General features: G+C 35.0%; 14 protein-coding genes. 4 read left to right on the top strand and 10 right to left on the bottom strand.

The features are described 5' to 3' along the window. Window positions 1-4: 4 nt before the first annotated feature. Window positions 5-745 (top strand): SDR family NAD(P)-dependent oxidoreductase, encoded by a 741-nt coding sequence (locus QWY88_RS07435; RefSeq protein WP_304545682.1) that lies wholly within the window; start codon window positions 5-7, stop codon window positions 743-745. On the opposite strand, the gene QWY88_RS07430 is transcribed toward QWY88_RS07435, so the two are convergent. Beyond that, window positions 732-1,199 carry a DsrE family protein gene (locus QWY88_RS07430; protein WP_304545680.1) on the bottom strand — a complete coding sequence of 156 codons (468 nt, stop codon included), beginning with the start codon at window positions 1,197-1,199 and terminating at the stop codon, window positions 732-734. The two genes, QWY88_RS07435 and QWY88_RS07430, sit on opposite strands and share 14 nt — an antisense overlap. 1,358 nt (window positions 1,200-2,557) lie before the next feature. On the opposite strand from QWY88_RS07430, the gene QWY88_RS07425 reads away from it, so the two are divergent. The 3 genes from QWY88_RS07425 (at window position 2,558) to QWY88_RS07415 (ending at window position 5,588) form a co-directional block, all read left to right on the top strand. Continuing rightward, window positions 2,558-2,734, top strand: a complete 177-nt coding sequence (locus QWY88_RS07425; protein WP_304545678.1) for a hypothetical protein — start codon at window positions 2,558-2,560, stop codon at window positions 2,732-2,734. Between the two features lie 92 nt (window positions 2,735-2,826). Next, window positions 2,827-3,825 carry a DUF3800 domain-containing protein gene (locus QWY88_RS07420; RefSeq protein WP_304545675.1) on the top strand — a complete coding sequence of 333 codons (999 nt, stop codon included), beginning with the start codon at window positions 2,827-2,829 and terminating at the stop codon, window positions 3,823-3,825. 44 nt (window positions 3,826-3,869) lie between these two features. Next, window positions 3,870-5,588 (top strand): DUF4209 domain-containing protein, encoded by a 1,719-nt coding sequence (locus tag QWY88_RS07415; protein WP_304545674.1) that lies wholly within the window; start codon window positions 3,870-3,872, stop codon window positions 5,586-5,588. Between the two features lie 210 nt (window positions 5,589-5,798). On the opposite strand, the gene QWY88_RS07410 is transcribed toward QWY88_RS07415, so the two are convergent. The 9 genes from QWY88_RS07410 to soxX all read right to left on the bottom strand — a co-directional run bounded on the left by QWY88_RS07410 (window position 5,799) and on the right by soxX (window position 13,025). Further along, window positions 5,799-6,233, bottom strand: a complete 435-nt coding sequence (locus QWY88_RS07410; protein WP_304545672.1) for a DsrE family protein — start codon at window positions 6,231-6,233, stop codon at window positions 5,799-5,801. After that, window positions 6,230-6,613 (bottom strand): DUF255 domain-containing protein, encoded by a 384-nt coding sequence (locus QWY88_RS07405; protein ID WP_304545670.1) that lies wholly within the window; start codon window positions 6,611-6,613, stop codon window positions 6,230-6,232. Before QWY88_RS07405 ends, QWY88_RS07410 begins: the two co-directional genes overlap by 4 nt. After that, window positions 6,601-7,509: an MBL fold metallo-hydrolase gene (locus tag QWY88_RS07400; RefSeq protein ID WP_304545668.1), complete on the bottom strand. Its 909-nt coding sequence runs from the start codon at window positions 7,507-7,509 to the stop codon at window positions 6,601-6,603. Before QWY88_RS07400 ends, QWY88_RS07405 begins: the two co-directional genes overlap by 13 nt. Before the next feature lie 12 nt (window positions 7,510-7,521). Next, a complete protein-coding gene (locus QWY88_RS07395; RefSeq protein ID WP_304545666.1) occupies window positions 7,522-9,012 on the bottom strand; it encodes an OprD family outer membrane porin in 1,491 nt (496 codons plus the stop codon). A gap of 68 nt (window positions 9,013-9,080) precedes the next feature. After that, window positions 9,081-10,847 carry a thiosulfohydrolase SoxB gene (gene soxB, locus QWY88_RS07390; RefSeq protein ID WP_304545664.1) on the bottom strand — a complete coding sequence of 589 codons (1,767 nt, stop codon included), beginning with the start codon at window positions 10,845-10,847 and terminating at the stop codon, window positions 9,081-9,083. 9 nt (window positions 10,848-10,856) lie between these two features. After that, window positions 10,857-11,627, bottom strand: coding sequence for a sulfur oxidation c-type cytochrome SoxA (soxA, locus tag QWY88_RS07385; RefSeq protein ID WP_304545662.1), 771 nt, complete (start codon window positions 11,625-11,627; stop codon window positions 10,857-10,859). 4 nt (window positions 11,628-11,631) lie between these two features. Further along, window positions 11,632-11,967 carry a thiosulfate oxidation carrier complex protein SoxZ gene (gene soxZ, locus QWY88_RS07380; RefSeq protein WP_304545660.1) on the bottom strand — a complete coding sequence of 112 codons (336 nt, stop codon included), beginning with the start codon at window positions 11,965-11,967 and terminating at the stop codon, window positions 11,632-11,634. Between the two features lie 50 nt (window positions 11,968-12,017). Beyond that, window positions 12,018-12,485: a thiosulfate oxidation carrier protein SoxY gene (gene soxY, locus QWY88_RS07375; protein ID WP_304545658.1), complete on the bottom strand. Its 468-nt coding sequence runs from the start codon at window positions 12,483-12,485 to the stop codon at window positions 12,018-12,020. Between the two features lie 12 nt (window positions 12,486-12,497). Further along, the gene (soxX, locus tag QWY88_RS07370; RefSeq protein ID WP_304545656.1) at window positions 12,498-13,025 is read right to left on the bottom strand and encodes a sulfur oxidation c-type cytochrome SoxX; all 528 of its coding nucleotides are present in this window, start codon (window positions 13,023-13,025) and stop codon (window positions 12,498-12,500) included. Between the last annotated feature and the right edge of the window lie 47 nt (window positions 13,026-13,072).

The raw sequence follows: 13,072 nt of genomic DNA, 5'->3' as shown, positions 1-13,072 counted from the left end.
ACACATGAAAATTTTAATTACTGGAGCGAGTTCAGGTTTAGGTGCCGAACTTGCACGCCAGTATGCAGAAGAAGAAAACGAACTTATACTTCTCGCACGAAGAGAAGACAAACTGCAACAACTCCAACAAGAATTACTTCCTCAATGTAAAGATATAAAACTCATTATTGTCGATGTAACACACTTTAAAGAGCTGCAAGAGCAACTACGTACCATAACGGCTTTAGATATGGTTATTTTAAATGCAGGTATCTCATTAGGTCATTCCCATACACAAACACCTACAATAGAAGAGTTTAAAAATCTGTACAATGTAAATGTTTTATCAAATCATGCAATCTTAGAAGTGCTCTTACCGATTTTTACAAAACAAAAATCTGGGAAGATCGTATTTATCTCATCATTAGCATCACTTTTCTCTATGCCGAGTTCTAAAGTGTATTCATCATCAAAAAGAGCTTTAAACGCTTATGCTGAGGGGTTGCGATACAAGTATACCCCAATGGGGATAAAGGTGATCAATATTTTGCCTGGATTTATTAAAAGTGAACTTACCGATAAGAATGATTTTCATATGCCGTTTTTGCTGGAAACGAAAGAGGGAGTGGCAAGGATAAAAAAAGCGATCCAGAGAAATAAAACAGAGTATGCTTTTCCTCGTAGATTTTATTATTTTATCCGCTTTTTAAATCTTTTGCCGACGTTTTTAAGTCAAATTATTGTAAATATTTTTAACGCGCGATAGGGATATAAGCATACCCTTCGCTTTGTTTGTTTATAAGTCCTATAGTGGAGTTAGGAACATAGTTCATAAAGCTATAAATATCGTTTTTTTCAAGCTTCTTCGCTTTACGCCCCACTTCACACATATAAAACTCAACTTCGTAAGTATCTGTAAGCGATTCGAGTCTTTTAGCGTATTCACTTTGTTTAGCTGCTAGGGCAGCATCATTTTTATATTGAGTGTTTTGTAAGTTTTTTACAAATAACTTGTAAGCATCTCCATGGATAACTACAGCAACCTGAAGCTCTTGCAGTTTCCCCTCATAATAATTTTTTTGGTGCACTATACCTGAGAGAATCTTTTTCTCAAATACATTTAGATCACCGCTTGTAAAATCAAATACAACTTTTTTTACAGCTTCATCAGCCATTATTGATGTGATGAATGCAAAAAGTAAAACAATAATTTTTTTCATTTTGACAACCTATTCTGTAATGTCTTTTAAAATTTTCTCAAAATCGTGCTGTGCTTTCATAAGCTCTTTGTGTGCTGCATCGTCTGTTACATGTGCGCTGCTTAGCCAGTTATATACTGCAGGGAATCCCATAACTATTGTATCTTTCCCTTTCTCTTTATACAGTACTGTTGTACAAGGAGCAAAAGCGGCAGCTTCCGGACGAGTTTTTGCAACAGTATATATTACAGGAAGTTTACAAATAGAGTAAGACTCGTAAAAATCAAATGGAGATTCTGCATCTTCATTTAGTACTCCCAGTTCATAGTCANATAGAGTAAGACTCGTAAAAATCAAATGGAGATTCTGCATCTTCATTTAGTACTCCCAGTTCATAGTCAAGTGTAGCAGGAACGATAAAACCTTTTGGTGCAAAATTGCTCTCTAAAGACATCTTGATCTCCTCTTTTGCATCGTCAAATTCATCAGCATCATCAAGCTCATACTCATAAAGCGTAACAAGGTCACGATTCTCTTTTAAAGAGTCTTCGCTCATTGTATGTTTTGCATTTGGTAGCGCTTGTGTGATACTTTTGATTGCACTTTTCTCAATTGCTTTTAAAAGATCGTTGTTGTTGATACCGATGATTTTTGCCTGTGCCTCAGATGTTAAAATACTTACATGGAGTGAAGTATCATCATTAGCTTGGTAGATTCCAACACCCATAGGGATAAATACACCTGCTTTAGGAAACTTTTTAACAAGTTTATCTGCAAGTTTTGGTTCAACTACCGTCATAAGATTAAAAACTTTAAAGTCGCTCTTTTGAAACTGTTTTTTAAACGGTCCCGTCATATCGTTGTTAAGAGTTACTGTAAAGCCATTCTTTACAAAGCTCTTTTCGATCACTTTAGGAGTCAGTGCTCCAGACTTATTATCTACACTAAAGAGATGCAGATCACCTTGTGCCATAAGTGAGATAGCACTTAGCAGTAATACAACTATCTTTTTCATTGTTTATCCTTTTAATTGTTAGGGAAAGTGTAACGATTGAGTGTAAAATTAATGTAAAACTATAAACTCTTGTTTTTATTCCTAAACTCTTGAGAGTTTTAGAGAATTTAAACTTTTAACATTTTCAACACTTTGTGGAATACGGAAATCATATCATTGCTAACTATGCTCCAAAAGTAAGATATTGTTGAATTATAAAGTGTCTAGTTTATAGGGGGCATTCCAATATTAACTCCTGTGTTAAGAAATATTGATACTCTTACTTAATTCATAAACAACTGTCAACTTAATCAAAAAATACTAAGTTTCTGAAAATGAAGATCTATTTTTCTTATAATTAAACCATTAAATAAAAAGGAATTAAATGAAACTTAGTATATTAGATAAAATAATAGTTATAATTGTTGTCGTTCTATTCATTGGAGCATATTATACTTATCCTATCTATAGCCTAGAAACAGGGTATGTCAAAAATGTAGATGATATTGCTACAAGAGCAGCAGAAGCAATAAGTGAACCTTACAAATATACTTATAAGTAATAGAAATATGAATATATTAAATTCAACAATAAAGGAAAGCCATGAAACTTTTAACAAAAAGTATAAACTTATAGGATAACGAGGATGTATTAATGAATATTTATATTGATGAAGCAGGTTCTTTTGTCAAACCTGAACAAAATAAATGTGCAATATCAACTGTAGGTGCATTAATTCTACCGGAAAATAAAACGAAAATCATCTTTTCAAAGTTCGAAGCTCTAAAAAAGAAATGGGGCTTTGCAGATACTGAAATTAAAGGGAGTCAACTCGATGAATCTCAGGTAAATAGTGTAATTGAAATGCTTTCAAAATATAATGTTATGTTTGAAGTTGTAGCTATTGATATGAATCTTGAAGAGAACGATATTACGACAGAACATAAGTTAAATAGAGCGCAGAAACTGGTTGATTCCATAACTGAAGAGTTTAATGAAAATTTGATTCAATATATTCATAATACGAAACAAGAGATTGAGTCACTTCCCAATCAACTATATGTACAAGTAACTTTGACAATTGAACTTTTAATACAAATATTTCAAAAAACAACATTATATTATTCATTGAGAAAACCAAAAGAATTAGAAAATTTCAAATGGATGGTTGATGCAAAAAATATGAATATGACTACTTCTGAAAAGGTTTGGTCTGAACTAATTTTACCACTAGCCCAAACAAGATCTTTTGAAGAACCATTAATGATGCTCAATGAAGGTGACTATAGTTATTTTTTTAAAAATCGAACTAGAGGTGAGATTCCAGAGTATTTGATTCCACATGTAGGTGAGAGAGATCCGAATGATTTCTCTGAACTTAATTCTGTTTTTTCTGATATAACATTTGAAGATTCCAAAAATAATCTTGGAATCCAATTAGCAGATATTTTAACTACTGCAATTCGTAGAAGTATGAATGGAAACTTACAAAAAAATGGTTGGAAAAACTTTGGAAAAGTCATTGTAATGGGAAAAAAACAATCTATTACACTTAGAAGCATTAGTGAAGAAGCGAATCCTGATAAATATGAAACTAAACCGCCATACAATGAAGTTATAGGAGATTTAAATAAGACTACAAAGTCTATATAAACTATTAGAATTATACTGATATTCGTTATAAGAAAGAGACATAGATGGAATCAATAAATAAAAAGTTGAATGAGTTCAATGCTTCATTTCAACTGCAAGTGTATCAACGAGAAAGAATGAATGTTGGTGAACCTGATAAAGTTGAAGGATTAACTAGTTTACAGAAATATGAACTAGCTCTTAACCAAGATTTTTTATATATAAAGGATTATAGAGAGTTGAAGGATAGTTTTTTACCCTGGATTGATCCAGAGGCATTTAATATATCCGGAGAAGAACTTGTAAGTTATTTCAAGGACCGGCTTACTACACAATGTTCCATCGATCGAATTTATCTTTTCAATGAACTAATATTGAATTTTTGCGAACAAAAAGAGAAACGCTCTGCAGCTCAAGGCACATTAGAATCTTCAAGGAAAGTTCTTGAATCTAAAATAGCCAATGATGATCAGCTGGACTTACTATTAAAACTTTTTGCTAGATATATTGCCATCTCTGAAAAATACAAGCTCAATGATGAAGAGTTTGTTCAGAGCTTTGCAGGAAACCTGTTTTCAAGTATAAACATAGAAGAACATTTTTATTACACTCTCAACTTTTTCAAGCACATTTTTAATAGCTACAAAAACAAAATGTTTTGTTATCAGCAGCTCGTTGATGTGCTCAATGAGTTTTCTAGTTCATCTGATAAACAGCTTTTGAGTAAAAGTAGAGACCTTCAAACCACTCATGCAGCAAGATTGGCACAAGTTTATGAAAAAATAAATGATCACAAACTAAAGAATTATTTTTACCAAAAAGAGATTGATAATACTTTAGAACGTTGCCAAGAGATTACAAACAGTAATGCAATGATAAACCAGTCTGTAGTGATGGAAAATATAGAATATGCTAGAAAAGCAGAGTCCTACAAGTTAAAAGAGCTAAAGGTTTTGTTTAAAAAGTTTGCAGATTATATTGCAGAACATTATGATGAGTTTTTTCAAACTATTTCATATGATGATATGAACAAAGACCTTCGAGAATTTTACGAAGGTGCAGAAGAGGAACTTATGCAGGAAAGCTCTGTTGAGGAAAAACTCGATTATTTGCTGTTTTATTTATTTCACACAACTTACTACTCCCCTCAGTATGAAAAACACAAAAAAGAGGAACAACAAAACGGTTGTAGCATAAGTGATCTCTTTACACCAAACAGAATAGATCTAAAAGGGTACTCTTATGCCCCTAAAGACCAGGCTTTATTTTCATATTTTAATATGTTTGATTCACTTTATAATGACTTATTCCTATATTTAGATTATAAGTTCAATTGGATTGTCGAGTCTGCTGCTCTTCTGAAAGAGGACGTAAAGAATCTTGAAAACATAAACGATTTTAAAATGCAGTTTACAAGAGCAATAGAATCTTTTTGCGATCAGAAATATATGGAATTTATGTATATTTCACCGACATTAATTGAAGTGTTACTCAAACAATATCTTTACCAAATTAACGGAGATATTCTTGGTGGTAGAACAGAATTAGTGGAAAAAACACTTAACCAAATAATTGATGAATTGATAGATGATGAGAATTGTTATATTGATAAAAATATACTCCGGTACATATCTTATATTATGGTAGAAAATGCAGGAATGAATATGCGAAATAACATACTACATGGAAATTATAAAGATGGATATTTTCATAAAAAACAAGCAATGTATTTATACACTATTTTGATTTACCTGATTCGATATTTTGCAAATGATCAAGATTGATAAATAAAAAATTAGGCATAGATATAGCGTTATATATTTTGGATTTTTAGATAACTCACAATTTGTAAAAGATGAATTTTTGTCTTTAGATAGTCCTTATTTTTATAAATTTTGTTAAGAAATCATACAATTCTTTTTAGAGAAGAACTTAACTCATATATTGTAGGTTTTGGAACAATACTATAAATCATTGACGTAATTTAAAGCAGATTACGGGACGATGTATATCCAACCCTCTTTTACACGTTCTGTTATTTCGACAATGCCTGCTGTTACAATTTCAACATCATCGATAAGTTCCTCTTTTTTAATATGTTTTGTTTTCATAGTGTTTTCACACGCTACAAACTCAACATCGTATTGTTGTAGTGCATCGATACGTACAGCAATATCTTTCTCTTTTTTAAGTAAAGCTCTGAGTCCATGATAGTAGGCAACTATTCTCATATGTACTTTTTCCGGACCATAATATTTCAAAACATTGTTGGCAGAACTCAGTACATGATGAATGGTTTCATCATCCCCTCTGTTTATTGAAAAGACAATTTGTCTAGGTTCCATGATCGAAGGTGCCGGCTCTGCAAAGATAGTGTCTGCATAACTAACTACCTGAAGTAAAAAAATAAGTATAATTGTTCGTATCATTTGATCCCCTTTGTTAAATCTTTAAAGTCTTGTATATTCCAAGAACCAGGAATTTTTTTTATTATTTTACCTTGCCCATCCAAAAAAAAGAACGTAGGGGTGAACGTTACAGTTTGATTGATGGGCATGGCATCGGTGTCAAGATTGATTTTAACCGGTATAAATCTTTGTGCAATCCACTTAGCCATTGTATCATCTTGAAATACTTTTTTTTCCATGTCAATACAGTAGTGGCAGTCCGTTCTCATCACATCAAGCATGATTGGCTGATGTGTCTGTTTTTGGATCTTTAGTGCTTGGTTGTAGCTTACCCATTCCAGTGCTTCTAGTGAAGTACCTAAGAGTAGTAATGACACAAAGAGTTTGCTTATTCTTCCCATTCTAAAGTCCTATACGCTGTTTCAACATTTTGTCTATGGAGCACATCATACATTGCGATATCTTTGAACTTCTCCATCACAATACTATTAACGGCATCATCAATTCCCAGACCCTCATCAAGAGCAGAAACTAACTCCTCTTTGAGTGTTACGAGATATTCATATGTTATATCTATTGAGTGTTTATCTACCAGTGAGCCGTGCCCGCCTATAATATAAGTATAAGTTCCCTCTTTCATCTTAGAGAGTTCCTCGATCCAACGATTTATATTACCGTCACGAAGTGAGGGCACTCTGTCATTAAAAACAAGGTCACCTGCAAAAAGAGCAGATTTGCTTGGAATGTAAACTAAAAGATCACTGCTTGAGTGAGCTTTGTCGTGTACACGACTGAAAATCACTGTTTTTTTGTTGATAGTAAGTGTTTGTTTGTCTTCTACAAAGAGATTTGGAAACTCCTGAGTAGTGTTCTCATAAGCCTCTTTTGTAACGTTTCTTTGCATTCTTGTTACTTCAACTTTCGCTTCATTTTTAAACTGTGCAGAACCGATGATATCTACACCTAATTTTTTATAGTAACTGTTTCCTAACCAATGGTCATCGTGTGCATGTGTATTGATCACATATGCAATAGGTTGATCCTTGATTGTTTTCATTACACCGTATACCTCTTTTGCATAGTTGTATGTCGGTCCACTGTCAATAACAAGGTAACTTTCGCCCATATCTACAAAGCAAGAGTTTACCATGTTACCGTTGTTATCTTTGTTTATTGCCTGCGGCGCACCAAAAAAGCAGTAGATTTCACTACTTACCTTTTGGGGTTGAATTTTATATTCAAAAGCAAGGAGAAGGGGGATGAAAATTAAGTTTAGCACCACAAGCAATAATTTCATAAGATATCCTTTTTAAAATAGGTAGTTTAACTCAAAACGGTATTCGTTGTAAGAGTCTTTGTCTGTACTTCCAACTCTATCATCTGCATTTACCATACCTACACGTACTTTAGCATAAAGATCAGGAGTGAATTTTTCAATTAGATCGACATGTAAGATGTTGCTGTCAGCTTGCACACCTGCAGTTTGTTTTGCTTCATCAAAGTCTTGCATTGCATAACGTACCATTGCAGTAAGTCCCGGAACCATTTTCGCTTTACTGAAGTCATATTTTACTTCTGCAGCAGTTGTTTTAGTATTTGCATACCAGTTATACTGAGCCATTGCACGAGTATATCCACCAGTCGGGAATCCACGCCAAGGTGCTACGATATCCGCTGCATCTTCAACCGCAGAGTAAGCGATTTGGGCTTTTAAAGGACCTTTTTTAAGTACTAAACGAGCCATAGCGAGTGAAGAGTCCAGTGAAGCCGCATCTTTATAGCCATCAACATTACCTGTTTGACCCGCTAAACCACCTTTTAGACAAGCACCTCCGATTTCACCACCGCCGTTATCAAACTGCTTCATGTAACGTACACCCGGTGTTAAAGAATACCCGTCACCTAGATCAACTTTATAGTTTAATTCACCAGTTAATGATGAAATAACACCAGGAACACCACCGTAAGTTACATCAACTTGAAGGTTTTCAATTGACTTGTTTTGTAAATCAACAACGATGAGATCATGCTCTGTATCTTCACCCGCTGCTTTAAAATTTGTAAAACTTAAACCTTTGTGTACAGCTGAGTCATCATTACCGTTCCACTGTGATTTATTAGCTGTGTCTCTATCATCATAAGTAAGCGGATCATGGAATGTTGTATGATCACGAAGCTTCTGTGTTAAGAAATATGCACCGCGAATTCTTGTTTGTGGAAGATCTTTGTTTGCAACTACAAGACCGTTAAATGTATTTGGAATCATTCTTGTATCATTTGATTTTGTTAAAAACGATTCAAAAATTTGACGACCAACTCTAACAGAGGTTTTTGAAATATCGTATTGAAGATACGCTTGTGCAAGTGAAGCCATTGACCAGTCACCTGTAGTAAAAACATTGTAACGGCTGAATGTATCTTTACCTGCTTTTGTATCACCTATATCAGCCTCATCTTGGCGAAGAGATTCAAATGGAGAGTCAGAGTAGTATAAACCTGCAGTTGCACTGAGGCCTTCATATGCAGCAGTTTTATAGATCATAGAACCACCGATACCAAACGCTTTATTATCTGAATCTACATCTTTCCAATCCCATTTGAATGCATTCATTCTTAAACGGCCGTAAAATACACCATCTGTAAAAGCCTCAGTAATACTATTTGCAGTTCCAGGAAGTACATTGTATACCTCCATCATGTTCCCTTTTAGTTCACGTTTTGGTTTTGCATCATCTGCTGAAGCAGCTACAAAAGCACCACAAGTTAATGCAGCAATTAGACTCATTTTTACTAATTTCATATTATAATTCCTTTGTTGTTTTTCTTAAACACAAATGAAAGTGGCAGCTGCAACTGCCGCTTTCACACCTAACAGCCTCTAGAGCCTTTTGTAGGACATCCGCAGTTATAATCTACGAGTGTTACATTCCCCTCATTACTAACATCAACCACTTTTTGACGTTTCACATAATCTCTTACAACGTCGTATACAGGTCTGATCTTATCTTTACGTAAGTTGGCTCCTGCATTTTGTAAGTTCCCTCCCCATGAAGAAACTACATAAGTTTTTTCTAGATCTATTGGTTTACCTCCTACTTTAAGATTCGATATTCTTTGACCCGCTTTATTTGCTACGGCAATACTGTAAGTAACACCGCCTAAACGACTCATATCTCCACCTTGTTGGTAAAGAGGATTTGCATTAAATACATTATCTGCAATATCTTCTAGTAATGTAGCGATTTTTGCACCCTTTAACTCAAATGTATAAACATTCGGGTACGTGATACCACACATCTCGTAAACGTTTTCCATTAAGATATCATCACCTGCTAAAACGGTAGTACCCCATCTATAACCCGGTGTGAATGAGATGTCACATTTCATTTCATCCATGATCGCATCGTTGATCAGCTGATCAAATGTTGAGAAGAAAGTATCTCTTTTGTATAAAATGTTTTTTGTCTGACCTAGAACTTCATTGAATTCTGCTTCAAACGGTTTGTAAAGCTCATCGATCAGTTTTACACCTTCTGGATCTGCAGGGATCATATTTGAAGCGATAGGAACCAGTTTGTACTCATATCCGTTTACTTTTCCATCTTTTGTATCAATGTCTAAACGACCAATATATTTCCCGTGACTACCTGCGATTACGATTACCGTACCGTTGATAGTGATAGGTTTTGGTGAAGGGTCATGTGTATGTCCACTTAAAATAAAGTCGATACCGTGAACTTTACGAGCTACCTCTTGATCCACGCTGAAACCGTCGTGTGATAGTACAACTACACAGTCAACTTTATGCTCATCTCTTAACTCATTTACATACTCTTGAAGCGTATCAAGTCTTAAACCGAAACTCCACCCTTGTGTAAACTCTTTAGGGTTCGCAGTTGAAGTGAACGGGAACGATTGACCGATAATACCGATTTTTGCTCCGCCACGCTCTTCAATAGTGTATGGTTCAAAAATTAGTTCTTCATACTCATCCGAGAATGGATCGTCTCCGATAATGTTTTGAGAAATAAATTTCGCATCAAGTTGCTCGATCAGATTTTTTACTTGCTCTTTACCGTAAGTAAATTCCCAGTGACCAACCATTACGTCAACACCAAGATAGTTTTGTGCTTTAACGATCGCTTCACCGTCAGTTTTAAGCGCAACACCAGTACCTTGCCATGTATCACCCGAGTCTAAAAATAAAACATTTTCATTCCCACGCTCTGCACGTACACGATCTAGGTATGTTTTCATATGTGCAACACCACCCATTTTCCCGAACTTTTTAGCTAGTGCTTCAAAGTCGATATATGTATCGAAATACGCATCAAGGCTACTTGGTTCAAGTCCGTAGTGCTTTGCAAATGCTTCACCACATAAGAATCCCGGAGTACCAACTAGATTAGGAGCTGAGATCAAAGTTGACGGCTCTCTCCAATAAAGCGGTTTTATATGGGCATGCAGGTCACACATATGCAGAAGTGTTACATTCCCTTTTGCATTAAAGTCATAGATATCTTTTAACGATATCTGATTTGGTGTTTTTAGTGCTGAGGTAGTACAACCTGCAGCAACAGCACCAAGACCAAAAATGGCTGCAATATGCATAAAGTCTCTTCTAGATATTTCCATTTTTTACCTTTATCTTTTTAAACCGGGAATAGCTATCTCACTATCCTTAGCTTTATCAGTCAGATACACTTCCAGTGCTACCATCTCTTTAGAACCGAGAGGGATAACGGCTAAAAGTGCATTTTGCATACATCCTTGAAAACGACGTTGCAATGTTCTTAGAGATGACTTTGTCATTCTATATGCCGGCCATGTAGCTGCTGCTGCATTTCCCGGATGACCAAGCTCTGGAAGAGGTTGTGTACGTAAAACCGTACCTATAATATCCGGAGAATGGCAAGAGTAACAAGCCAGTCCACGCCCACCGCGTTTTGTCATGAAAGTTTTTTCACCAAGCGCATAAGCTTCTTTCATTTGCGGGTTTGCATTTACATCGATATTGATTTTTTCACCGTTAGCAAGAGATTTTATATATGCTAATAGAGAAAACATCTCTGCACTTTTAAGTGTATAAGGCTTTTTCCCTTGATCGTGCATCATTGCCTGAACAACTTGGTCAAGTCCAACAACCATGTCGAACTTCTTTATATAACGAGGAAATCCCGCTATGTATGATGGAAGATTATCTTCGCTTACACCAAGATACTTTGCAAATGCAGCATCTCCGCCTAACTCTTCCATATAACTTTCACCGTCTGCAACCATAATGTCTGCAGGATTGTTTTCCGACATCTCTGCATACATTGCGCGGTCTGCATCGCTCATTGCAAACTGTTCACCACCAAAAGATAATGAAGAGAGCATTGCAATACTAAGAGCTATTTTAATACCTGTTTTCATTTGATTATCCTTTTGGCTTAATCTTTTTAGTTGTCTCGTGAACTTCACCAGTGTTATCTGTATATGTAATAGTAAGGTTACCTTTACCGTTAATCTTCATGTATGTTGTAAATACCGGATTAACTGAAAGTGATTCCCAAACAGTCATGTTTGTGATCTCTTTACCGTTGTAAACAAACTTTACACTGTTAATGTATTTTGCAGGGATGATCTCTTTTGTTTTTTTATCTTTCCCCATTCCTGTATCCATTGGGTGCATTACCATGAAACTAACTTTAACTATCTCACCGTCTTTATATCTTTTCGGTTTAATTTTAATGAGTGATTTTCTTTCTGCCATTGTTTTTTCCTCTTTTTTTATCTTTTTAAATTATGTATGTATGGTTAGAATCAACCACAACCACCGATAGTAACTTTTACATTTTGTGAAGCTATAAGGAATTCACCGTTACTAAGTTCTACTACAGCAACAACATCTTGAGTACCGCCTAGTTTAATACGAGTAGAAAACATAGCTTTACCGTTTGCCGGTGTTAAATTAACATCGATACAACGAGAGTTTCCGTTTTTAGTATTTAAAACATGGATACTTTTTACATAATCATTTTCAGTCATTGGAGACTCAACATTTACAGTTACAGGAACAACAGCTCCGTTTTCTGCAATCTCAGGAACTTTTAGCGATACTTTATTTGATTTTTTCGGAGTTTTTCCGTTTGTGATCGCATTAAGTGCCGTTTCGTAACTCATCTTGTTTGGACTTACCGGCTTTGCATCTGCTGCAAAACTCATTACCGGCATTACTGCCGCAACTGCTGTTACGCTTCCTATTTTTTTAAAAAAATCTCTTCTTTGCATATTCTTTCCCCTTTATTTTTTTTCAGACATGATGTATGATGTAATATCACATATCTCTTTTTCTGTAAATAACTTTGTTGTTAAGTTAATAGTCATGTGTGTGTTTGGATTATCAATACGAGCATCAGCAATTTTTTGATAAACAAATTGTGCATCTCTTGCACCAGTGTCTATAATATACTCTTTGTATTTTGTTAAATCCGGACCGATGTTTCCAGCCCCTTTAGCCCCTTCAATATTGTGGCACGCTACACAGTTTCCGTACTGTTTTTCCGAACCGTCACTATTTTTTCTGCTGAGACCTTTGGGTGGGTTTTGTTTGGCTTTTTTTCCATTAAGATTATGGAAAATATATTCACCTCTGGCAATTGCATCCGAATCAGTAGTTATACAACCTTTGGGCATTGTATAAGCTGTTGCAGGTGCTAGTAAATCTTTTTCTATCAGTTTACTTGCATCAGGATGTTCAATAATCTTGCTGTAATCAGCAGCAAAAAGTGAAGCTCCGACAAGTAACGAAGTGATTACTGCTTTATTCATTCTTGTTCCTCCTATATATTTTCGAGGACAAGTTTAACTAGCGAATG

It is taken from the genome of Sulfurimonas sp. hsl 1-7, from assembly GCF_030577135.1.
Lineage (GTDB): Bacteria > Campylobacterota > Campylobacteria > Campylobacterales > Sulfurimonadaceae > Sulfurimonas > Sulfurimonas microaerophilus.
This window is presented reverse-complemented; position numbering and strand designations above follow the sequence as displayed.

Bases quoted from the DNA above. Each gene is read 5' to 3' on its own strand.
- QWY88_RS07435 (WP_304545682.1), top strand. From the start codon at position 5: ATGAAAATTTTAATTACTGGAGCGAGTTCAGGTTTAGGTGCCGAACTT.
- QWY88_RS07430 (WP_304545680.1), bottom strand. From the start codon at position 1,199: ATGAAAAAAATTATTGTTTTACTTTTTGCATTCATCACATCAATAATG.
- QWY88_RS07425 (WP_304545678.1), top strand. From the start codon at position 2,558: ATGAAACTTAGTATATTAGATAAAATAATAGTTATAATTGTTGTCGTT.
- QWY88_RS07420 (WP_304545675.1), top strand. From the start codon at position 2,827: ATGAATATTTATATTGATGAAGCAGGTTCTTTTGTCAAACCTGAACAA.
- QWY88_RS07415 (WP_304545674.1), top strand. From the start codon at position 3,870: ATGGAATCAATAAATAAAAAGTTGAATGAGTTCAATGCTTCATTTCAA.
- QWY88_RS07410 (WP_304545672.1), bottom strand. From the start codon at position 6,233: ATGATACGAACAATTATACTTATTTTTTTACTTCAGGTAGTTAGTTAT.
- QWY88_RS07405 (WP_304545670.1), bottom strand. From the start codon at position 6,613: ATGGGAAGAATAAGCAAACTCTTTGTGTCATTACTACTCTTAGGTACT.
- QWY88_RS07400 (WP_304545668.1), bottom strand. From the start codon at position 7,509: ATGAAATTATTGCTTGTGGTGCTAAACTTAATTTTCATCCCCCTTCTC.
- QWY88_RS07395 (WP_304545666.1), bottom strand. From the start codon at position 9,012: ATGAAATTAGTAAAAATGAGTCTAATTGCTGCATTAACTTGTGGTGCT.
- soxB (WP_304545664.1), bottom strand. From the start codon at position 10,847: ATGGAAATATCTAGAAGAGACTTTATGCATATTGCAGCCATTTTTGGT.
- soxA (WP_304545662.1), bottom strand. From the start codon at position 11,627: ATGAAAACAGGTATTAAAATAGCTCTTAGTATTGCAATGCTCTCTTCA.
- soxZ (WP_304545660.1), bottom strand. From the start codon at position 11,967: ATGGCAGAAAGAAAATCACTCATTAAAATTAAACCGAAAAGATATAAA.
- soxY (WP_304545658.1), bottom strand. From the start codon at position 12,485: ATGCAAAGAAGAGATTTTTTTAAAAAAATAGGAAGCGTAACAGCAGTT.
- soxX (WP_304545656.1), bottom strand. From the start codon at position 13,025: ATGAATAAAGCAGTAATCACTTCGTTACTTGTCGGAGCTTCACTTTTT.